Raw genomic sequence first — 20,532 nt, forward strand, 5'->3', positions numbered from 1 at the left:
GCCCAGCCGCCCCCGGGGTGACCGCCCCCCCCCGCCCCCCCCCCGCGCGCGGGGGGGGGGGGCCCCCCCCCCCCCCCCCCCGGGGGGGGGGCCCCCCCCCCCCCCCACGGTCGCGTATCTGAGCCAGATCGCCCGCGCCGCCGAGGACCTGGGCTTCGTCGGCGCGCTCACCCCCACCGGTGCCTGGTGCGAGGACGCCTGGCTGACCACCGCGATGGTCAGCCAGCACACCGAGCGCCTGAAGTTCCTGGTCGCCTTCCGCCCCGGCTTCGTCTCGCCGACGCTCGCCGCGCAGATGGCGTCGACCTTCCAGCGGCAGACGGGCGGCCGGCTCCTGCTCAACGTGGTCACCGGCGGCGAGAGCCACGAACAGCGCGCGTACGGCGACTTCCTCGACAAGGACGCCCGCTACCGCCGTACCGGAGAATTCCTTCAGGTCGTCCGGGACCTGTGGGACGGCAAGACCGTCGACCTGACCGGCGAGCACCTGCGGGTCGAGGGGGCCACGCTGGCCCACGTGCCCGACCCGGTGCCCGAGGTCTACTTCGGCGGCTCCTCCCCGATCGCGGGCGAGGTCGCCGCCCGGCATGCGGACGTGTACCTGACCTGGGGGGAACCGCCCGCGCAGGTGGCCGAGAAGATCGCGTGGGCACGCCGGCTCGCGGAGCGCGAAGGACGCACTCTCCGGTTCGGTGTCCGCCTGCACGTCATCACCCGGGACACCTCCGAACAGGCCTGGGCCGAGGCCCACCGGCTCCTCGACGGATTCGACCCGGAGACCGTGAAGTCCGTACAGGCCGGGCTGGCCCGCAGCGAGTCGGAGGGGCAGCGGCGCATGCGCGCCCTCCATGGCGGCAGCCGCGAGAGCCTGGAAATCCACCCGAACGTGTGGGCCGGGATCGGACTGGTCCGCGGGGGAGCGGGCACCGCCCTGGTCGGCAGCCACGACGAGGTCGCCGACCGTGTCGCCGAGTACCACGCCCTCGGCATCGACGAGTTCGTCCTTTCCGGTTACCCCCACCTGGAGGAGGCCTACTGGTTCGGCGAGGGCGTCCTGCCGCGCCTTGCCGCGCGCGGCCTGTGGCAACACCCCTTCGCGACGGCACCCGCGCCAGCGGCACGCGTGCCGTTCACGAGCTGAGCGGCCCAGGCCGCCCTGTCCGCCCAGTCCGCCCAGTCCGCCGGGCGGCGGCCCCGGCAGAGCGGCAGGTCGGGCGGTTCCGGCGGAGCGGGCGGACCAGTCAGGTCGAGCGGTTCCGGTGGACCTGGTGGGAAGGCGGATCCGGCGCGCCGGGTGCACCCGCCGCACCGGCGTCGCCCCGCGACTCCGTCACCTCCGCCGCGCCTGGCGCCCCGGCCGGACCCGGGGCGCCGACGGGACCCGGCGCACCCGGCGCACTGACGGGACCCGGCGCACCCGGTGTACCGACGGGTCGAGGCGTACCCGGCGCCCCGGCCGGACCCGGCGTACCCAGCGCGGCGAGGTGCGCCGCACGCACCGCCGCCGTCTGCCCCTGGACCAGCAGGAACATCCCCTCCCGGGCCAGCCGCTGCGCGGGGCCGCGCAGATCCATCGCCCGGCCGCCACCGGCCACGACCGCCGCGGTCGTGGCCGCCCGCATCAGGTCGTAGGCCAGCGTCTTGGCCGCCAGCCGCTCCTCGATCCGCTCGCCCGGCACGGGGTGATCGGCCAGCTCGTACGCCCGCCGCCGCACTTCGCCGAGGCGGGCCCGCAGCACCCGCGCGGTCTCCCTCGCCGACTCATCCGTGTCCAGCAGGCCGAGGGCCGCCGCGGTGACCCCGAAGACGGCCGGGGAGACGTTGGTGTTCTTGGGACGGTCGGTCGCCGCCCAGGTCTCGTACGGCGTGCGCAGGGCCACCGCGTCGTCGGGCAGCCACAGACCGTCGAGCTCCAGCGAGACCGTCCGGGAGGCCGTCAGCGCGGCGAGCCGCATCGGGGGCGACGGCCGCAGACCGGGCTGCTCACGCGCCTCGGTGAAGGCGAACAGCGCCTCCGCGTCGTCCGTCACCCCCGCCAGCAGCATCACGTCGTTGAGCCCCCAGCCGGTGTACCAGGGCACCGTCCCGTCGAAGCGCCAGCCGCCCCGCTCGCGCGAGACCCGCACCGGGACGCGCGGATACGCGCGCAGCTGGGCGTAGGCGACCCCGGACAGCAGCTCGCCGCGCGCCAGCGGACCCAGCAGCCGCTCCCGCAGCGGAAGGCCGGCCCCGGCCAGGGTCAGGACCGGCGTGTGGTGCTGGGCCTGGACGAACCAGGTCGAGCAGCAGGCCCCGGCGAGGATCTCGGCCGTCTCCCGGACCACCGCGGCGGGCGCGGCCGATCCGCCGTACGCGACCGGCGCGCTCACGCCGAGCAGCCCCGAGCGTTTCAGCGCCTCGATGCTGCTCGCCGGCACGCCCTCCTGATCGACACGTTCCGCCTGCGGCGCGAGCACCTCGGCGGCCAGGCGTCCGGCCCGGGCGACGAGCGGGTGCGGTGGAGCGGTCATCGAAGGAATCTCCCTCGGTCGTCGTGGCGTGTGTCGATCCCGGGCTCTCCCGTTCGTGTAGTCAGTGAAGACCGCCAAGAGCGAGAGAACCGAGGAGAACACCATGAAGTACTACCTGCTGAGCGTGATGCAGCCGCAGGGCGAGCCGCCCGCGCCCGAGGTGCTCGAAGAGATCATGCACAGGCTCGACGTCTTCCACGCGGAGCTGCGCGAGGCCGGGGCCTGGGTGTTCGCCGGCGGACTGCATGGGCCGGAGACGGCCACGGTGGTGCGCGCCCAGGCCGGAGACGTCCTGGTCACCGACGGCCCGTACACCGAGAGCAAGGAGTACCTGGGCGGGATCTGCCTGATCAAGGCTCCCGACCTGGACGCGGCGCTGGAGTGGGGCCGCAGGGCGACGCTGGCGACGACGCTCCCCATCGAGGTGCGGCCCTTCATGGGCGAGGCCTGATGCCCCTGGACGTCGAGGGAGTCTTCCGGGCCGAATACGGCCGCGCGGTCGCCGTCCTCGTCCGCCTCCTCGGCGACATCGACCTCGCCGAGGAGGCCGTCCAGGACGCCTTCACCGCGGCCCTGCGGACCTGGCCGGACTCGGGCACACCGCCGAGTCCGGCCGGCTGGATCATCACCACCGCCCGCAACCGTGCCATCGACCGGTTGCGCCGCGAGTCGACCCGCGAGGCCCGGCAGGCCGAGGCCGAACGGCTGCACGCGCGCGACGAACCGGACGAGGAGGGCCCCGTGCGCGACGACCGGCTCCGTCTGATCTTCACCTGCTGCCACCCGGCGCTCGCCGTCCAGGCCCAGGTCGCCCTCACCCTGCGACTCCTCGGCGGTCTGACCACCCCGCAGATCGCCCGGGCCTTCCTCGTCCCCGAGCCGACCATGGCGCAGCGGATCGTCCGCGCCAAGGCCAAGATCCGCGACGCCCGCATCCCGTACCGCATCCCGCGCGACGCCGACCTCCCGGACCGTGTCAGGGGCGTGCTGGCCGTCGTCTACCTCATCTTCAACGAGGGGTACGGCGGGCGGGAGGAGCTCTGTGCCGAGGCCGTCCGCCTCGGGCGCCTGCTGGCCGAGCTGATGCCGGACGAGCCCGAGACCCTGGGGCTGCTCGCGCTGATGCTCCTCGTCGAGTCCCGCCGTCCCGCCCGTACCGCGCCGGACGGCGCCCTGGTCCTGCTCCCGGACCAGGACCGCTCCCTGTGGGACCGTGACCTGATCGCCGAGGGACAGGACCTGGTGCGCCGCTGTCTGCGCCGCGGCCGGCCGGGCCCGTACCAGATCCAGGCCGCCGTCAACGCCGTGCACAGCGACGCCCCGGCCGCGGCCGACACCGACTGGGGCCAGGTCCTCCGGCTCTACGACCAGCTGACGGAGCTCACCCCGAGCCCCGTGGTGGCCCTCAACCGGGCCGTGGCCGTCGGCGAGGTCGCGGGCCCCGAGCCGGCGCTCGCCCTGGTCGACGCACTCGACCTCGACGGCTATCACGCCTTCCACGCCGTACGGGCCGATCTGCTGCGCCGCCTCGGCCGGACCGCAGAGGCGGTACGGGCCTACGACGCGGCCATCGCGCTGACCGTGAGCCCGGCGGAGCGCTCCCGCCTCGAACGGAGCCGGGCGGCGCTCGCGGGCGAGTGACCTGCGCCGGTGCCGGGTGCGAAGCTGGCACGGTGGAAATGGACCAGCAGGTTCAGAAACGGGCAGGTTCGGAAATCCGGCAGGCTCCGAGATTCGGCAGGTCCGGACACCGACCGGTGCGGAAGTGGGAGGGATCGTGAAGCTCACCGCCAAGGGAGCGGCCACACGCGGGCGGATCATCGAGGGAGCGGCCGCCGAGATGCGGGAGCGGGGCGTCGCCGTCACGACACTGGACGACGTACGGGCGCGGACCGGCACGAGCAAGAGCCAGCTGTTCCACTACTTCCCCGGCGGCAAGGAGGAACTGCTGCTCGCCGTGGCGCGCTTCGAGGCCGACCAGGTGCTCGCCGACCAGCGGCCCGAACTGGGCGACCTCACGTCGTGGGACGCCTGGCTGGCCTGGCGCGACACCGTGGTCGCCCGCTACCGGGGACAGGGGCCGCAGTGTCCGCTGAACATGCTGATGTCCCAGCTGGGGCGCAGCACCCCGGGCGCCCGGGTGGTCGTCGCCGAGTTGCTGGGAAAGTGGCAGGGCGAGATCGCCGAGGGCGTCCGGGCCATGCAGCGCCAGGGGGAGATCGGTCCGGGCGTCGACCCCGACCGTTCGGCGGCCGCGCTGCTGGCCGGCATCCAGGGCGGTGTCGTGGTGCTGCTCTCCACCGGGCGGACGACCCACCTGGAGGCCGCACTCGATCTGGGCATCCAGCAGCTGCGCGACAGCGCGACGCGGCAGCCCGACGCGGCAGGGGGAGGACGGACGTGACGGGGGTGAGACGGACGTGACAGCGGGCGCGGCCACAGATTCTTTGGTGTTCGTTCCAGATAGCTGTACGGTGCTCGTATGGCACGCACCCGGGAGTTCGACACGGACGCCGTCGTTGCGGCGGCGATGGAGGCCTTCAGGCGTACGGGGTACGAGGGCACCTCGATGCGGGACCTGGCCGAGGCGACGGGACTGGGCAGCGGCTCCATCTACGCGGCCTTCGGCAGCAAGGAAGGTCTCTATCTGGCCGCCCTCGATCTCTACCGCCGGAGCTACGCGGTGCCGCTCACCGATCTGCTCCGCTCGGGTGGCGACCCCCGTGAGGTGATCCGTGAGGTCTTCGTGGGCGCGGTCGACGAGATCGCCCGCGACGGCAGCCGGCTCGCCTGTCTGATCGTCGCCGGGGCGATGGAGCGGGCCCGGGACGACGCGCGGGTCGGGCAGCGGCTTCGCTCGACGACCCGCTCACTGGAACTCGCCCTGTTCGACGTGATCGCCGAGGGGCAGTCGCGCGGCCGGATCCCGTCGGCGCGCGCCGCCGCCGACCTCGCCGCCTTCCTGGTGACGAGCCTGCAGGGGCTGCGTGTCATGGGTGCGATCGACCCCGATCGCGCGGCCCTGATGCGGTCCGCCGAGGTCGCGTTGAGCTGCCTGGACTGAGCGGATTCCGCTGACGCGGACCTTCGGTGTGCGGAGAGCCACCATGTCTTCGTGTGCCCAAATTATGGAACAGTCGCTCAAGATATGAGCATCGAAAGGATCGACACATGGAACTGACAGGCGTGGGCGTCATCGGCGGCAGCACCGGCGGGTGGGCCTCCCTCTCCCACATCCCCGCGATCAACGCCTCGACGGACTTCGAACTGCGCGCCGTCAGCACCTCACGGCGCGGTTCGGCACAGGCCGCGGCGGCCGCGTACGGGGTGGCGGCCTACGACAACCACCAGGACCTCATCGCGCACCCGGGCGTCGACCTGGTCGTCGTCGCCGTGAAGGTCACCGAGCACCTCGAACTGGTCTCGGCGGCCCTCGACGCGGGCAAGATGGTCTACAGCGAATGGCCGCTGGGCAACGGCCTGGCCGAGGCGGAACGCCTGTCCCTGCGGGCGGAGTCGGCCGGGGTGCGCACGGTCGTGGGTCTCCAGGGGCGATACGCCCCCGAGGTCCGCTACGCCCGCGACCTGATCCGCGACGGATACGTCGGCAGGGTGCTGAGCACCACCCTCTCCGGCTCCGGCATGGTCTGGGGCCCGGAGGTCGCCACCCACGGTCAGGCGTACTGGTACGACAAGGCGAACGGCGCGACGCCCCTCACCTCGCCCACGCTGCACGCCCTCGACCCGCTGCACCACGTGCTCGGCGAGTTCGAGTCCGTGGCCGCGAACCTCGTGGTGGGCCGCACCCGCGCGACGGTCGCCGAGGACGGCCGGAGCGTTCCCGTCACGGCCGCCGACCAGGTCGCCGTGATCGGTACCCTCGCCGGAGGCGCCTCCGCGTCGGTCTTCTACCGCGGCGGCACCTCACGGGCCGGGAACTTCCGCTGGGAGATCAACGGCACCGAGGGAGATCTCGTACTGACCGCCGACTGGGGCAACATGCAGGTCGCGGCGCTCACCCTGGCGGGTGGGCGAGGTGCCGACACGGCCACCGTCCCCCTCCCGGTACCCGCGTCGTACCAGGGCGAACTGCCCGCGGACCTCGCCGCCTCGCCGGCCGCCAACGTGGCACGGCTGTACGAGCGCTTCGCGCGCGATCTGGCCGAAGAAACCCACACTGTGCCCGACTTCGCCCACGCCCTCGCGCGCCACCGGCTGATCGACGCCATCGAACAGGCCGCGGCCACCGGTACGACCCGGACACCCGCGACGGGCCCCACCGCATCCGCGTCCCCGGCGGACGGCCGCTGACCGTATGTCGCGCGGGCCGCACGCACTTCCGGGGACGCTGTGGACGACCCGGCCCTCCCGGTCGGGGGTGGGAACGGGGAGTAGCACGGCCCTGGGTCCGCCTCGGGATCGGTGAACAAGAGGTGACGCACGGTGACCTTCGTGTAGCTGGAATGTACTTGGGTACCTGAAAGGTTGGCAATTACATCGAGCCCGTAGTCTCGATGACGGCCCGCACGCGCCGAGAGGCCGTGCGACCCCAGTGCGCGGATCACCCGGTCCGCTCCGACCAGCTCCGACCAGCGAGGGCACCGTGACCCACCCCACCTCCGAGCAGCCCGCCGACCTCGTGGCCCGGCTGCGTGCCACCTTCCGCTCCGGGCGCACCAAGCCCGTCGAGTGGCGCACGGCGCAGCTGCGCGGACTGCGCGCGATGCTCACCACGCACGGTGACGACCTCGCGGACGCGCTCCACGCCGACCTCGGGAAGGGCTCCACCGAGGCCTACCGCACGGAGATCGACTTCACCGTCCGGGAGATCGACCACACCCTGGAACACCTCGACGCGTGGCTGCGCCCGCAGGCCGCTCCGGTCCCGGCACACCTCGGCGCGGACGCGACCGCGTGGACGCGCTTCGACCCGCTGGGCGTCGTCCTGGTCATCGCGCCCTGGAACTACCCCGTCCAGCTCCTGCTGACGCCGATGCTCGGCGCGCTGGCCGCGGGCAACACGGTCGTCGTCAAGCCCAGTGAGCTCGCCCCCGCCACCTCGGCCGCCGTCGCGCGGCTGCTGCCCCGGTACCTGGACACCGACGCCGTCGCGGTCGTCGAGGGCGCCGTCGAGGAGACCACCGCGCTGCTCGCGGAGCGCTTCGACCACATCTTCTACACCGGCAACGGCACCGTCGGCCGCATCGTGATGCGGGCCGCGGCCGAACACCTCACCCCGGTCGCGCTCGAACTGGGCGGCAAGTCCCCGGCGTTCGTCGACCGGGACACCGATCTGGCCGTCGTCGCCGACCGGCTCGCCCGCGGCAAGTTCCTGAACGCCGGTCAGACCTGCGTCGCGCCCGACTACGTCCTCACCGACCCGGAGACCGCGCGAGCCCTGGAGCCCGAACTCGTCCGCGCCGTCGGGGAACTCTTCGGCAGCGAACCGCGGCAGTCCGCCGAGTACGGGCGGATCGTCAACGAGCGCCACTTCGACCGGCTCAGCTCCCTGCTCGACTCCGGCCGTACCGTCGTGGGCGGCACCGGCGACCGTGCCGCCAAGTACCTCGCGCCGACGGTCCTGTCGGACGTCGACCCCGAGGCGCCCGTCATGCGCGAGGAGATCTTCGGCCCGATCCTGCCGATCGTGACGGTGTCCGGACTGGACGAGGCCGTCGACTTCATCAACGACCGCGACAAGCCGCTGGCCCTGTACGCCTTCACCGAGTCGGACACCACCCGGGAGCGGCTGGCCGCCGAGACCTCGTCCGGTGGGCTCGGTCTCGGACTGCCGCTCGCCCATCTGACCGTCTCCGACCTGCCGTTCGGCGGAGTCGGCGAGAGCGGCATGGGCAGCTACCACGGCCGCTACTCCATCGAGACGTTCAGCCACCGCAAGGCGGTACTGGAGAAGCCGTTGAGCTGAGCCGGGCACGACTCCTGCCGGTCGGCGGCCCGGGCGGCTCCGGTGTAACCGCGCCGAGTCCGCGCCGAGCCCGCCCCCGGGAAGAGGGTTTCCGCGTGACCCGCGGAGTCACGCGGGCCCGTGTTAGCCTCGCGCGGTGTCCCAGACAGAGATCGACTTGGTGACCGCCGAGTTCTTCGGCGCCTTCGACAACCGGGGCGGCAGGACCGCCGACCTGGAGCGCATCCGTCGGCTGGTCCTCCCCGGCGGTGTGATCGTCAAGACGGGCCCGGACTTCACCGCCTACACGGTGGACGAGTTCATCGCCCCTCGCCGGACGCTGCTGGGCGACGGCCGGCTGGTCGAGTTCTCCGAGTGGGAGACCTCCGGACGGACCGAGATCGCCGGCGATGTCGCCTCGCGGTTCGGTGAGTACCGCAAGTCCGGGATCCTGGACGGCGAGCCGTTCGAGGGCGGCGGGGTCAAGACCATCCAGTTCGTCCGCACCGTCGAGGGCTGGCGGATCTCGGCCTTCGCCTGGTGCGACGACGCCTGACCGCCGCGGCACGGGGAGTTGGGACCGCGCCGGTGGCCGACCGGGCGTCGGCCCCGGTCACCGCGGTGGGCCGCCCTCGGGGACCCGCTCGCCTCACGGGGCGCCGTTGCCTTCCCGAACTCCGGCGTGACGTCGTAGGACCGTGTGCGAAACTGCCACGATGACCTCAGAGATGATCACCGCGGCGGCCGCGGGTTCCTGGCGGCTCGGGGATCTCGACGTCCGTCGCATCGGGTTCGGCGCCATGCGGCTCACGGGCAGCGCGGCCTTCCACCTGGGTACGCCGAGCGACCGCGACCGGTCGATCGCCGTGCTGCGGCGCGCGATCGAGCTCGGTGTCAATCACATCGACACCGCGGCCTTCTACTTCTCGTCGCTGCGCTCCGCGAACGAGCTGATCAACAGCGCGTTGGCCCCGTACGCCGACGATCTGGTGATCGTCACCAAGGTGGGCCCGTACCGCGACTACGCGGGGGAGTGGGGCGCCCCCGCCCGGCCGGACCAACTGCGTTCCCACGTCGAGGAGAACCTGCGCCAGCTCGGGCGCGACCACCTCGACGTGGTGAACCTGCGCCGGATGGGGCAGGACTCGATCGCCGAGCACTTCGGTGCCCTCGCCGAACTGCGCGACGCGGGGCTGATCCGGCACCTCGGAGTCTCCGACGTCGAACCCCGGCAGCTGGCCGAGGCACGAGAGATCGCGCCCGTCGTGTGCGTACAGAACCGGTACGGCCTCGGCTCCGCGGACACCGGGACCGACGAGGTGCTGCGGATCTGCGGGGATCTGGGCATCGCGTTCGTGCCGTTCTTCGCGATCGCCGGCAAGGGCGGCGCGCGGGGCCCCGGCGGCACGGACGGTTCGGCCGGTGAGGCGGACACCGAGGTGCGCGCCGTCGCGCGGGCCCACGGTGCCACCCCCGCCCAGATCCGTCTGGCGTGGACGCTGCGCCAGGGCCCGCACGTACTGGCCATTCCCGGCACCGGCAACCCGGACCACCTCACCGAGAACGTCGCCGCGGGCGCGCTCCGGCTCACCGACGACGAGGCGGCACGGCTGGACGCGGTGCACCGCTCGGCGACGTGAGACCGGCGGCCCGCCGTCGTGCCGGGTGTTCCGCGGCACGGGCGGGCCGGCCCGCCCGGACCGGGTCCCCCCGGCCCGGGGTGTCGTGACCGGAGGGCTCAGCCCAGCCGCGCGTGCAGGAAGGGCACCGTGCTCTCCCACGCGCGCCCGGCCGCATCGGCGTCGTACGTCTCCGGGCGGCCGTCGTTGAAGAAGGCGTGGTTGGCGGGGTACAGACGGAGGTCCGGGGTGACGCCGGACTGCCGCTGGACCGCCTCGCTCAACTGCTCCAGGCTCTCCTTGGGGATGCTGGTGTCGAGCTCCCCGTAGTGGCCGAGGATCTCCGCCTTGAGGCCGGAGAAGTCGGGCATCGCGCCCTGGATGACGCCGTAGAACGGCACCGCCGCGCCGACCCGCGGGTCCGCCGCCGCGAGGTACAGGACGAAGCCGCCGCCCATGCAGAAGCCGACCGCGCCCACCGTGTCCGAGGTGACCTCGGGCAGGCCGAGCAGATGGTCGACCGCGCCGGAGAGCAGTTCGACACCACGTGCGACCGGCAGCTCCTGCATCATCCGGAAGGCTTCCGCGCTGTCATGCGCGACGTTGCCGCCGTACAGGTCGGGCGCGAGGGCGACGAAGCCCTCCGCGGCCAGCCGGTCGGCGACCTGCGCGATGTGATCGGTCAGGCCCCACCACTCCTGGATGACGATCACACCCGGTCCCCGACCGGACGGCGGCAACGCCAGATAGCCGTGGGCGGTGGACCCGGCACTGGGGAAGGTCACGTTCTGATGGGCCGGGGCTCCGGTCGGCTTCGGCAGCTCGGACATGGCACTCAACTCCTGTGGGCGCAGCGCTTGTCAGGGGGCCGGCGGCACCGGTCCCGGATCACTGCCAACGATGTCATGCGCGGGCGCGCTTCCCGGCCCCGGCCCGCACGACGTGGCTCGCGGCCACCTTTTGCAGCAGGCTGTAGGCCAGCACCGGCAGCAGGACGTGCGGCCGGTCGGGCAGGGCCGTGGTGATGAGGACCGCGCCGGCGCTGCTGTTGTTCATCCCGCAGGCCAGTGTCACCGAGGCACCCGAGGAACGGTCCAGACGCAGCACCCGCGCGGTGATCCGGCCCAGGCCGAACGACAGCCCGCACACGAGGGCGGCGACGGCCAGCGCGGCCGCCATCAGCACGGGCTCCGGACGGGCCAGGAAGGGTCCGAGGACGCCACTGGCGTTGATGTACGTCAGCAGCAGCGAGCCGAGCAGGGAGGCGGGGGGTGCGGCGACGAGCAGCACACCCAGGGGGCGGGCGGGCAGAACGAGCCGGGCCAGGATTCCGGCACCGCACGGAAGCAGCACTCCGGTCAGCGCGAAGTCGTGCCCGGCGGTCCGGGCGGCCGCTGACAGCGCCCCCGCGTAGCCGCCGTGCAGCAGGGGGCTCAGGACCGTCATGGTGACCGGGACGGTGAGCGGGGCGGCGATCGTGGAGGCCAGCACGAGGCCGACGGTGGTCGGCTGGTCACCCTCGCCCCGGCTCGTCCACACCGTGGCGCCGGCCGCCACGGGCATCGCGACGATCAGGATCATCGCCGCGATCAGTCCGCTGCCGCCGTCGCTGTCCGGGGTCCGGTGCAGGGCGAAGGCCACGCCCGGGATGATCAGCAGGGGTGCGACCAGGTGGAGGACGAGGCCGGTGAGCAGCGCGGCGGGCCGGGTCAGCAGGGCCCGCAGGTCGTGGACCGGCACCTGGAGGCCGGCGGTGAACAGCACCAGGGACAGCAGGAAGTGCGGGGTGCGCAGGGCGACCTCCAGGAACCCGCCGTCGCCGATCGTGTGCGGGCGGCGCAGCCACAGACCCGGCGCCGACACGGTCGCGGCGGCGAGATAGGCCGCTCCGACGGCCCAGCCGAGGTGGTCACGGAGGAGACTGAGGGGGGATTTCCCGGCGGGAGTGGGGATCATCGTGGCGCTCTTCCGTCGTCAGGGCATCGGGGCGGGGACGGAGCGCCGATATCAAGGAGCACGAGGACGGAAGGAAGCGGGCGAGGGCGTAGACGGTGAGGCTCAGCCAGCACAGGCTGAACAGCCACCCGCCGAGGACGTCGGAGAACCAGTGGACGCCCAGATAGACCCGGCTCAGCCCGACGAGGACGGACCAGCAGCCGACGACCAGGGCGAGGGGCCGTCCGCCGCGCGGGGCCCGCGCGAGCAGCGCGAGGATCAGCAGCCCGCCGCTGACGGCGGACGTGGTGGTGTGGCCCGAGGGGAACGACCAGCCGGACGCGTGCGTGGCCCACTCGGTGACCGCGGGACGGGGGCGGGCGACCAGGGTCATCACGGTGTACCGCACGGTCTGGGCGACCGCCAGGCAGCCGAGACCGCCCAGGGCGCAGAGGATCCGCTCCCGCGCGGTGCGCCCCACGACCACACCGGCCACCGCGACCAGGGCGTACGGCACGACGCCCGTCCCGGTGTACGTGACCGCGCGGGCCAGCGCCAGGACGACGGCCGGGCGGTGGCCGGCCGACCAGGTGCTGAGATCGTCGTCGCCGAAGAGTGTGGCGCCGTCCCGGCCGGTCACGACCAGGGTCAGCAGCACGAAGGCGACCAGGCTCCCCAGGGCGGTCGATCCGGCGAGGTCGGCCGTGTCCGCGCGCTTCATGACGGCACCCCGGGAGCGTCGACCGCCCGGGCGGTCACGGTGGGCAGCGCTGCGGACATCGGGGGAGGTCCCTTCCCTGGCGGGGCGCGGACACGCGGGAGCACGCCGTGCGCGCCGACTGCGAACCCATTGACGGTCTACATAACTGTAGACGTAAGTGCGGCGGGGATCGTTCCCGAGGGGGCCGAAAGGGTCGGGGCGCCCCACCCACCTTGCGCCGCCGACGGGCAGCGCGCTCGTGGGGACCGGGGACGGGACGGGATGTCGTACCCTACGTGTTACGTATAACGCCGTCCTCCCGGAGAAGCCCTGATGAGACGCATCGCCCTGGTCACCCTCGTCGTCGACGACTACGACGAGGCCATCCGCTTCTACACCGAGGCGCTCGGGTTCCGGCTGGCCGAGGACGAGCCCCGGCCCGACGGCTCCCGCTGGGTCGTCGTCGAGCCGGGCACGGACGGCGCCGCCGGCGGACTGCTCCTGGCCCGCGCCAAGAACGAGTCACAGCGCGCCCGCGTCGGCGACCAGACCGGAGGGCGCGTGGGCTTCTTCCTCCACACCGACGACTTCGCCCGCGACCACGCCCGCATGCGTGCCGCCGGCGTGACCTTCCTGGAGGAGCCGCGCCATGAGCCGTACGGGTCGGTCGCCGTCTTCGAGGACCTCTACGGAAACCGCTGGGACCTGCTCCAGCCCGCCGCGTAGCCCCACAGCCTCCTTCGCACCGCACCACAACCACGAACCGACCTGCCGAGGAAACAGACACGCATGACCGCGCCCCGCATCGACACCGACACCATCCGCCGTCTCCCCAAGGCCGTGCTCCACGACCACCTCGACGGCGGTCTGCGTCCCGACACCCTCGTGGAACTCGCCGCGACCGTCGGCCACACGCTGCCCACCACCGACCCGCACGCGCTCGCCGCCTGGTACTACGAGGCCGCCAACTCCGGTGACCTGGTGCGCTACATAGCCACCTTCGAGCACACCCTCGCCGTGATGCAGACCCGCGAGGGCCTGCTGCGCACCGCCGAGGAGTACGTCCTCGACCTGGCCGAGGACGGCGTCGTCTACGGCGAGGTGCGCTACGCACCCGAGCTGATGGTGAACGGCGGGCTGAGCCTGCCCGAGGTCGTCGAGACCGTGCAGGAGGGGCTGGCGGCCGGCATGGCCAAGGCCGCCGCGGCGGGCACCCCGGTCCGGGTCGGCACGCTGCTGTGCGGGATGCGCATGTTCGACCGGACCCGTGAGATCGCCGATCTCGCGGTGGCGTTCCGGGACGCCGGGGTCGTGGGTTTCGACATCGCCGGCGCCGAGGACGGCTTCCCGCCCGCCGACCACCTGGCCGCGTTCGAGCACCTGCGCGGCGAGAGCGTGCCCTTCACCATCCACGCCGGCGAGGCCCACGGCCTGCCCAGCATCCACCAGGCCCTCCAGGTCTGCGGTGCCCAGCGCATCGGCCACGGCGTCCGTATCACCGAGGACATCGTCGACGGCAAGCTCGGCCGCCTCGCGGGCTGGGTGCGTGACCGCCGCATCGCCCTGGAGATGTGCCCCACCTCCAACCTCCAGACGGGCGCGGCCACCTCGATCGCCGACCACCCCATCACCGCCCTGCGGGACCTCGGCTTCCGGGTCACCCTCAACACCGACAACCGGCTGGTCTCGGGGACGACGATGACCCGTGAGATGTCGCTGCTGGTCGAGGAGGCGGGCTGGAGCGTGGAGGACCTCCGCACGGTCACGGTGAACGCCCTCAAGAGCGCGTTCATCCCGTTCGACGAGCGCGTGGCCCTTATCCGGGACGTCGTCCTGCCCGGTTACGAAGCGGCGCTCTGAAGGAGCCCGCGGACATAGGCGGCCTGGCCGACATGCTGCAGATCGTCGGCCAGGACGCTCACCAGCCGTACGCCGAGGGTGACCGCCGGGGTCCAGCGCTCGTCCACGACACGGTCGAGATCCGCGGCGGTCAGCCCGCGCAGGAAGGCGAGGGTCTGATCGTGCACGGCGTCGAAGTACCCGAGCAGCAGTTCGCCGGACTCGACCCGTACCTCGGCCACCTTCCGGGGGCTGTGTCCGTACCCGGTGTCCTGGCGGGGCAGGTCGAGCCCGAACCGCTTCTCCCAGCCCTGCGTCAGCCACACCTGGTCGAGGCCGGAGGCCGCGGCGACATGGTCGTCCTGGACACGGGCGAGATGCCACACCAGCCATGACAGGGAGTTGGCGTCCTCGGCGGGACGCGCGTTGAGGGTCTCCTGGGGGAGTCCTTCGACGGCGGCGTGGACGTCTTCCTGGATCCGGCCGAACGCGTCGATGAGGATGTCCTTTGCATGCATGCGTCCACCATGGCGCATCCCGCCGTCCCCTGCGCCCGGAACCCGGTTCTCGCGCGGCCCCGCGGCCTCAAGGCCGGTCACGCCATGAGCGGGGACACCCGGGCCGGTCGCGCCATGAGCCGGGGACACCCGGGCCGATGCGCACGGATGGGTACCCGGGCCCGTGACGCGGAAAGGCAGATGCGCGAGGTCCGCGCACCTGCCCGTACCGCCTGGATGTCGTGCTCAGACCCTGCGCCAGCGGGCCATGGCGAAGGAGAACAGGCCGAAGAGGACGAGTCCGACCGCGACGCACACCAGCAGCCACGGTCCCGCCGGGGTGTCGGCGAACGACCGGATCGTGTTGTCCAGCCCCTTCGCCTTGTCGGGCTCGAACTCGACCGCCGCGCGGATGGCGAAGCCACCCGCCACGGCGAACACCAGCCCGCGCGCCGCGCCGCCGCCCACTCCGGTGACGTCCACCAGCTTTCGGGTCCGCGCCGACATCTCGCCGAGCTTCATCTTCTTGTGGAACTTGCGCAGGACGGCCCGGGTGCCGATCCACACGCCCGCCACCACGATGCCGGCGCCGGCCGCGCCCACGATCCACTGCCCCGCGGGCAGGCCCAGGACCTTCGCCGTCACGTCCTGGGACTGCTTGTCGCTGGATCCGCTCCCGCTGCCGCGCGAGCCCGCCGCGAACGACAGCACCGAGTAGGCGGTGAAGGAGTAGAAGACGCACCGGCCGGCCGACAGCAGCCGCTTCTTGGCCTTGCCGCCGTCAGGCCCCACCGAACCGAAGACCACCTCCGACAGACGCCACAGCGCCATGCCCACCAGTCCGAGGCCCAGCGCCCACAGCAGCACGGCACCGAAGGGCTTCTGTGCGATCTCCGCCAGCGCACCGCCGCGGTCCGCCTGTTTCCCGGATCCGCCGAAGGCGATCTGCAGCGCCAGTACACCGACCAGCAGATAGATCACGCCCCGCGCGGTCAGGCCGGCCCTGGCGGCGTACTCCGTCACCGGGCCCCGCGCCGCGCGCCGGGCCTCGATCCGTCCGGTCCGTGTCGTCGTACTCGCGTTCATGTAGACCTCCCGGAGTCCGGTTGCCCCCGCTCCGGGATGCCACACGCACGCGGGCCGCGTGACGGGCGGAAGGACGGGTGCCGAGGTGCCCGGCAGAGCCGCGCCGGCTCCTGCCCGTGCTCGTCGGTCGGCGCCAGTCTGTCAGCATTCGTCCGCAGACGCCGGTCCGCCGACGCGAGCCCGGCCGCCCCGATCAGGCCGTGCTGATCCGGCCGTGCTGATGCCCCGGCGTTCGTCCGTCAGCGTCCGGCAGTGTCCGTCAGCGCTGGTCCTCGGAGGTCTCGAGCAGGACCATCAGGGCGCGGGCCGCGGGGCTGGTGGCGTCCGGCGGCGGCAGCATGGCGACGGTCTCGTACGGCGCGTCGCCCGCGCCCTTCAGCGGGAGCGAGGTGAGCCCGCCGGCCTCGCGCTTGAGGCCGAAGTGCCGTGGCACGACGGCGATGCCGAGGCCCTCGTCGACGAGCTCCAGGAGACTGTGCACGTCACTGACCTCGAGGGTCACGGTCCGCCGGACGCCCGCCGCGGCGAAGGCGGCGTCGGTGATGCGGCGCGGCCCCCAGTCGGGGTGGAAGTCGACGAAGGCCTCGCCGCCCAGTTCCTCCGGGGTGACCACGGCGGAGGCCGCGAGATGGTGCGACGGGTGGCAGAGCACCGTCATCGGCTCGCTCGTCAGGGGGACGGAGCGCAGCTGGTCGGTGTCCGGCTGCGTCTTCACCGCGAAGGCCAGGTCGAGCCGCCCGGCCGCGACCTCCTCGGCGAGCGCGCCGGAACCCGCCTGCCGCAAGCGGATCTCGACATCGGGATGGCGCCGCCGGAACGCCGTGAGGAGCTTGGCCACGTGCACCCCGGCGATGCACTGCTCGGTGCCGAGCGAGAGCGTGCCGCGCAGCAGACCCTGTACGGCCGCGACGGCATCGTGGGCCGCGCGGACCTGGGCCAGCACCCGCTCCGCCTCCCCGAGCAGGGCACGGCCGGCCTCCGTCAGCGTGACCCGCCGGGTGGTGCGGACGAACAGCGGTGCCTGGAGCTCCCGTTCCAGGGCACGGATCGAGGACGACAGACCCGACTGCGACACCATCAGACGCTCGGCCGCCCGGGTGAAGTGCTGGTCCTCCGCGACGGCGACGAAGTGCTGGAGGTGGCGCAGTTCCATGGGGCACAAGCGTACTGGCCGATTGAGAGTCCCTTTCGCTGAATCCGATCCGATTCTCCCGTTGGACCTCTGCACCGTGCGCGCGCGAGAGTGGAGTCCTGTTTTCCCGGCCTTCCAGGAGCACGCGTTGTACACCGCACACCCCGACCGTTACGCGGACATGCCCTACCGGCGCACCGGACGCAGCGGCCTGAAACTTCCCGCGCTGTCCCTCGGTCTGTGGCACAACTTCGGCCCCGACCGGCCGGCGGAGACCCAGCGCGCGATCCTGCGCCGCGCGTTCGACCTCGGTGTGACCCACTTCGACCTGGCGAACAACTACGGTCCGCCGCCCGGCGCCGCCGAGTCCGCCCTCGGTGACGCCCTGAAGGCCGACTTCACGCGCTACCGCGACGAACTGGTCATCTCGACCAAGGCCGGATACCTGATGTGGCCGGGCCCGTACGGCGAATGGGGCTCGCGCAAGTACCTGCTGTCCTCGCTCGACCAGAGCCTCTCCCGGATGGGCCTGGACTACGTGGACATCTTCTACTCGCACCGCCCCGACCCCGAGACCCCCTTCGAGGAGACGATGGGGGCCCTGCACTCGGCGGTCCAGCAGGGCAAGGCCCTCTACGTCGGCGTCTCCAACTACTCGCCGGAGGAGACCCGGGAGGCCGCCCGCATCCTCGGTGAGCTGGGCACCCCGCTCCTCATCCACCAGCCGCGCTACTCGATGCTCGACCGGCGTCCCGAGGACGGGCTCCTCGACACGCTGGACGAGCTGCGGGTCGGCTCCATCGCCTACTCCCCGCTGGAGCAGGGCCTGCTCACCAGCCGCTACCTCGACGGCATCCCGGAGGGGTCGCGCGCCGCGAGCGACAGCCCCTTCCTGAGCGCCGACACGGTCACCGAGGATCTCGTGGGGAAGCTGCGCGCCCTCGCCGAGATCGCCGAGGCCCGCGGTCAGTCCCTGGCGCAGATGGCCCTGGCCTGGGTCCTGCGCGGCGGCCGGGTGACCTCCGCCCTCATCGGCGCGAGCAGCACCCAGCAGCTGGAGGACAGCGTGACGGCGACCCACGCGCTGGACTTCGCCGAGGACGAGCTGGCCCGGATCGACGCGGTCATCAAGGCGTGACGCACGCCGGCCGGGCCTTCCGGGCCCCGCCGGTCAGGCCGTGAGGCGCTCGCTGAGCTCCCAGAGGCGTTCGGCCGCCACCGGGTCGACGGCGTAGGACAGGACGCCGGGCTTCGGCGTCCTGCTCCTGAGCGTCCACGCGCGCCCCTCCTCCGCCGACATCGGGGGCGCGATGTCGCTGTTCTCGCAGTAGACACCGCCCCTGTCCGCCAGCAGGGGGCTGGTCGCACACCACACGCTGGTGGCCGCCCCCTGCTCGACGGTCTTGAGCTGTCGTTCCGGGTCCAGGACCGTCCGGCCGTCCGCGTCGAGGACACCGGCCGCCCTCAGGTCCTCCTCGGCGAGGTACTTCTTCAGGTTGGTGTCGACGATGCTGCCCGGGTGCAGGGAGTAGGCGCGGATGCCGTCCGCCCGGCCCCGTCCGTCGAGCGCGAGCGCGAAGAGGATGTTGGCCGTCTTCGACTGTCCGTAGGCGATCCAGCGGTCGTACGCGCCGTGCTCGAAGTGCGGGTCGTCGAAGAGGACGGGCGAGAACCGGTGTCCCCAGGAGGACACCGACACGACCCGGGCCCCGTGCGCCCGGCGCAGCGCCGGCCACAGACGCGCCACCAGCTGGAAGTGGCCGAGGTGGTTCGTGGCGAACTGGACCTCGTATCCCCGGGCGTCCCGGGTCAGCGGGGTCGCCATGACGCCCGCGCTGTTCACGAGGATGTGCAGAGGGCGGCCGGAGGCGCGGAAGCGCTCGGCGAAGGCGTCGATCGAGGCGGGGTCCAGCAGGTCCATGGCCTCGATGGCGACGCCGTCGATCCCCTTCAGCGCGGCCTCGGCCCTCTCGGTGTCCCGCGCCGGCACGACGACCTCGGCGCCCGCGGCACGCAGGACGCGCGCGGTCTCCAGGCCGATGCCGGAATAGCCCCCGGTGACGACGGCGACCTTGCCGGTCAGGTCGATTCCCTTGATGACGTCCTCGGCGGTGGAGGCGGCGTCGAAGCCGGAGTGGAGGGGTTCCTGGGCGGTGGTGGTCATGGTTCGGATCTCCTTGTGTGTGCCTTCCCGACCACCGTAGGACCGGCCGTCCGTACGATGAATGCTTGAGAGTCCGCATAACTTGCGCGATAGTACGGACATGCCTGTCGACCCGCTCTCCGACACCCTCGGCCTGATGGACGCCCGCTGTGTCGTCTCCGGTGGCTTCACCGCCGGCGGCGACTGGGCCCTGCGCTTCCCCCGGCCCGATCGGCTGAAGATCACCGCGGTGGTGAGAGGGAGCATGTGGGTGGCCGTCGAGGGCATGCCGGACGCCGTCCGGCTGGAGCGCGGCGACGTCGCCGTGTTCGACGGCAGCCGGGCGTTCGTGGTCGCGAGCGACCCCACGCCGGACCCGGTGGACGCGACGAGGCTCTTCGCCGACGCACCGGGCCCGATGATCCGGTACGGCGGCGGCGAGGACGTCGTCTTCGTCGGCGGCCATGTCGAACTGGGCCGGGCGGGCGAGGAACTGCTGCTGCACGCCCTGCCGCCGCTGCTGCACGTGCGGGCCGCCGCGGAGGAGGCCCCCGTGCTGCGCTGGCTGCTCGACCAGCTGCTGCGCGAACTCACGGCCGGCCGGGCAGGTGCCGACTTCGCGGCCGACCAGCTCGCCCAGCTGATGTTCGTCCAGGTGCTGCGCGCCTATCTCGCGGACGCCGACGCCCTGCCCGCCGGAAGGCTGCGGGCCCTCGCCGACGAGCGCATCTCCCCGGCGCTGCGTCTCATGCACGCCGAGCCGGGCCGCCCCTGGCAGCTTGAGGAACTGGCCAGGGCCGCGGCCATGTCCCGCACCAGTTTCGCCCAGCGCTTCCGGGCGGTGGCCGGCGTACCGCCCCTCACCTATCTGCTGGACTGGCGCATGAGCCTGGCCAGGCGTGCGCTGCGGGACGGTGAGACATCCGTGTCGGCCCTCGCCCAGAAGGTGGGCTACACCTCCGAGAGCGCGTTCAGCAACGCCTTCAAACGGACGACCGGGGTGGCGCCGAGGCGTTACCGGGACGTCGCGCGGGCCGCCCTCGCGGGCTGAGCCTCTCCTCCGGCCGGACGAGTGGCGGGGGGGGGGGGGGGGGGGCGGCCGCCCCCCCGGGGGGGGGCGGGGGCGGGGGGCCCCGGCCCCCCGCGGGGGCGCGCGCGCGCCCCCC

The 20,532-nt window shown here is 72.9% G+C and carries 20 protein-coding genes and 1 pseudogene; 13 read left to right on the top strand and 8 right to left on the bottom strand.

What is annotated here, in order from left to right; translation table 11 throughout:
• Nucleotides 1–1,141 (top strand): LLM class flavin-dependent oxidoreductase (locus ACFV2J_RS00480; protein WP_385436764.1); only part of this gene is annotated, 1,141 nt, incomplete at its 5' end.
• Between the two features lie 331 nt (nucleotides 1,142–1,472).
• Here the strand turns inward: ACFV2J_RS00480 and ACFV2J_RS00485 are convergent.
• Nucleotides 1,473–2,510: pseudogene (locus ACFV2J_RS00485) on the bottom strand (acyl-CoA dehydrogenase family protein); the annotation flags it as partial.
• Nucleotides 2,511–2,613: 103 nt separating this feature from the next.
• Between ACFV2J_RS00485 and ACFV2J_RS00490 the strand changes: the two are divergent.
• From ACFV2J_RS00490 to ACFV2J_RS00525, 8 genes are all read left to right on the top strand, one after another.
• Complete coding sequence (locus ACFV2J_RS00490) at nucleotides 2,614–2,961, top strand: YciI family protein (protein ID WP_385088294.1); 348 nt, start codon at nucleotides 2,614–2,616, stop codon at nucleotides 2,959–2,961.
• Nucleotides 2,961–4,151, top strand: coding sequence for an RNA polymerase sigma factor (locus ACFV2J_RS00495; RefSeq protein WP_385436767.1), 1,191 nt, complete (start codon nucleotides 2,961–2,963; stop codon nucleotides 4,149–4,151). The genes ACFV2J_RS00490 and ACFV2J_RS00495 overlap by 1 nt, the downstream gene beginning before the upstream one ends.
• A gap of 136 nt (nucleotides 4,152–4,287) precedes the next feature.
• Nucleotides 4,288–4,914: a TetR/AcrR family transcriptional regulator gene (locus ACFV2J_RS00500; protein ID WP_385088290.1), complete on the top strand. Its 627-nt coding sequence runs from the start codon at nucleotides 4,288–4,290 to the stop codon at nucleotides 4,912–4,914.
• Nucleotides 4,915–4,992: 78 nt separating this feature from the next.
• The gene (locus ACFV2J_RS00505; RefSeq protein ID WP_385088288.1) at nucleotides 4,993–5,574 is read left to right on the top strand and encodes a TetR/AcrR family transcriptional regulator; all 582 of its coding nucleotides are present in this window, start codon (nucleotides 4,993–4,995) and stop codon (nucleotides 5,572–5,574) included.
• A gap of 107 nt (nucleotides 5,575–5,681) precedes the next feature.
• Nucleotides 5,682–6,821, top strand: coding sequence for a Gfo/Idh/MocA family protein (locus ACFV2J_RS00510; RefSeq protein ID WP_385088286.1), 1,140 nt, complete (start codon nucleotides 5,682–5,684; stop codon nucleotides 6,819–6,821).
• A gap of 292 nt (nucleotides 6,822–7,113) precedes the next feature.
• Nucleotides 7,114–8,436: an aldehyde dehydrogenase family protein gene (locus tag ACFV2J_RS00515; RefSeq protein ID WP_385088284.1), complete on the top strand. Its 1,323-nt coding sequence runs from the start codon at nucleotides 7,114–7,116 to the stop codon at nucleotides 8,434–8,436.
• A gap of 136 nt (nucleotides 8,437–8,572) precedes the next feature.
• On the top strand, nucleotides 8,573–8,971 hold the full coding sequence (locus ACFV2J_RS00520) for a DUF4440 domain-containing protein (protein WP_385088282.1): 399 nt from the start codon (nucleotides 8,573–8,575) through the stop codon (nucleotides 8,969–8,971).
• A 160-nt stretch (nucleotides 8,972–9,131) separates the two neighbouring features.
• Nucleotides 9,132–10,055, top strand: coding sequence for an oxidoreductase (locus ACFV2J_RS00525; protein WP_385436770.1), 924 nt, complete (start codon nucleotides 9,132–9,134; stop codon nucleotides 10,053–10,055).
• Between the two features lie 98 nt (nucleotides 10,056–10,153).
• Here ACFV2J_RS00525 and ACFV2J_RS00530 read toward each other — a convergent pair whose 3' ends face one another.
• The 3 genes from ACFV2J_RS00530 to ACFV2J_RS00540 form a co-directional block, all read right to left on the bottom strand.
• On the bottom strand, nucleotides 10,154–10,864 hold the full coding sequence (locus ACFV2J_RS00530; RefSeq protein WP_385088278.1) for a dienelactone hydrolase family protein: 711 nt from the start codon (nucleotides 10,862–10,864) through the stop codon (nucleotides 10,154–10,156).
• A gap of 73 nt (nucleotides 10,865–10,937) precedes the next feature.
• Entirely contained in the window at nucleotides 10,938–11,990 is a 1,053-nt protein-coding gene (locus ACFV2J_RS00535; protein WP_385088276.1) for a sodium-dependent transporter, read from the bottom strand.
• Nucleotides 11,944–12,690 (bottom strand): phosphatase PAP2 family protein, encoded by a 747-nt coding sequence (locus ACFV2J_RS00540; protein WP_385088274.1) that lies wholly within the window; start codon nucleotides 12,688–12,690, stop codon nucleotides 11,944–11,946. The genes ACFV2J_RS00535 and ACFV2J_RS00540 overlap by 47 nt, the downstream gene beginning before the upstream one ends.
• Nucleotides 12,691–13,002: 312 nt before the next feature.
• Between ACFV2J_RS00540 and ACFV2J_RS00545 the strand changes: the two genes are divergently transcribed.
• Both ACFV2J_RS00545 and ACFV2J_RS00550 read left to right on the top strand, forming a co-directional pair.
• Nucleotides 13,003–13,395, top strand: coding sequence for a VOC family protein (locus ACFV2J_RS00545; RefSeq protein WP_385088272.1), 393 nt, complete (start codon nucleotides 13,003–13,005; stop codon nucleotides 13,393–13,395).
• Nucleotides 13,396–13,458: 63 nt separating this feature from the next.
• Nucleotides 13,459–14,529, top strand: a complete 1,071-nt coding sequence (locus tag ACFV2J_RS00550) for an adenosine deaminase (protein WP_385088270.1) — start codon at nucleotides 13,459–13,461, stop codon at nucleotides 14,527–14,529.
• Here ACFV2J_RS00550 and ACFV2J_RS00555 read toward each other — a convergent pair.
• The 3 genes from ACFV2J_RS00555 to ACFV2J_RS00565 form a co-directional block, all read right to left on the bottom strand.
• Nucleotides 14,511–15,026 carry a DinB family protein gene (locus ACFV2J_RS00555; protein ID WP_385436774.1) on the bottom strand — a complete coding sequence of 172 codons (516 nt, stop codon included), beginning with the start codon at nucleotides 15,024–15,026 and terminating at the stop codon, nucleotides 14,511–14,513. The genes ACFV2J_RS00550 and ACFV2J_RS00555 overlap by 19 nt on opposite strands.
• 225 nt (nucleotides 15,027–15,251) lie before the next feature.
• On the bottom strand, nucleotides 15,252–16,091 hold the full coding sequence (locus ACFV2J_RS00560) for a DUF1206 domain-containing protein (protein WP_385094938.1): 840 nt from the start codon (nucleotides 16,089–16,091) through the stop codon (nucleotides 15,252–15,254).
• Nucleotides 16,092–16,350: 259 nt separating this feature from the next.
• Nucleotides 16,351–17,244 (bottom strand): LysR family transcriptional regulator, encoded by an 894-nt coding sequence (locus tag ACFV2J_RS00565; RefSeq protein WP_385094941.1) that lies wholly within the window; start codon nucleotides 17,242–17,244, stop codon nucleotides 16,351–16,353.
• Nucleotides 17,245–17,371: 127 nt separating this feature from the next.
• On the opposite strand from ACFV2J_RS00565, the gene mgrA reads away from it, so the two are divergent.
• The gene (mgrA, locus tag ACFV2J_RS00570; RefSeq protein WP_385094944.1) at nucleotides 17,372–18,361 is read left to right on the top strand and encodes an L-glyceraldehyde 3-phosphate reductase; all 990 of its coding nucleotides are present in this window, start codon (nucleotides 17,372–17,374) and stop codon (nucleotides 18,359–18,361) included.
• 33 nt (nucleotides 18,362–18,394) lie between these two features.
• Here mgrA and ACFV2J_RS00575 read toward each other — a convergent pair whose 3' ends face one another.
• Nucleotides 18,395–19,387: an oxidoreductase gene (locus tag ACFV2J_RS00575; protein ID WP_385094947.1), complete on the bottom strand. Its 993-nt coding sequence runs from the start codon at nucleotides 19,385–19,387 to the stop codon at nucleotides 18,395–18,397.
• Between the two features lie 100 nt (nucleotides 19,388–19,487).
• Here ACFV2J_RS00575 and ACFV2J_RS00580 point away from each other — a divergent pair, with 100 nt between their 5' ends.
• The gene (locus ACFV2J_RS00580) at nucleotides 19,488–20,417 is read left to right on the top strand and encodes an AraC family transcriptional regulator (RefSeq protein ID WP_385436777.1); all 930 of its coding nucleotides are present in this window, start codon (nucleotides 19,488–19,490) and stop codon (nucleotides 20,415–20,417) included.
• The last annotated feature ends 115 nt before the right edge of the window (nucleotides 20,418–20,532 follow it).

This window comes from Streptomyces sp. NPDC059668 (assembly GCF_042734135.1).
Classification (GTDB): domain Bacteria; phylum Actinomycetota; class Actinomycetes; order Streptomycetales; family Streptomycetaceae; genus Streptomyces.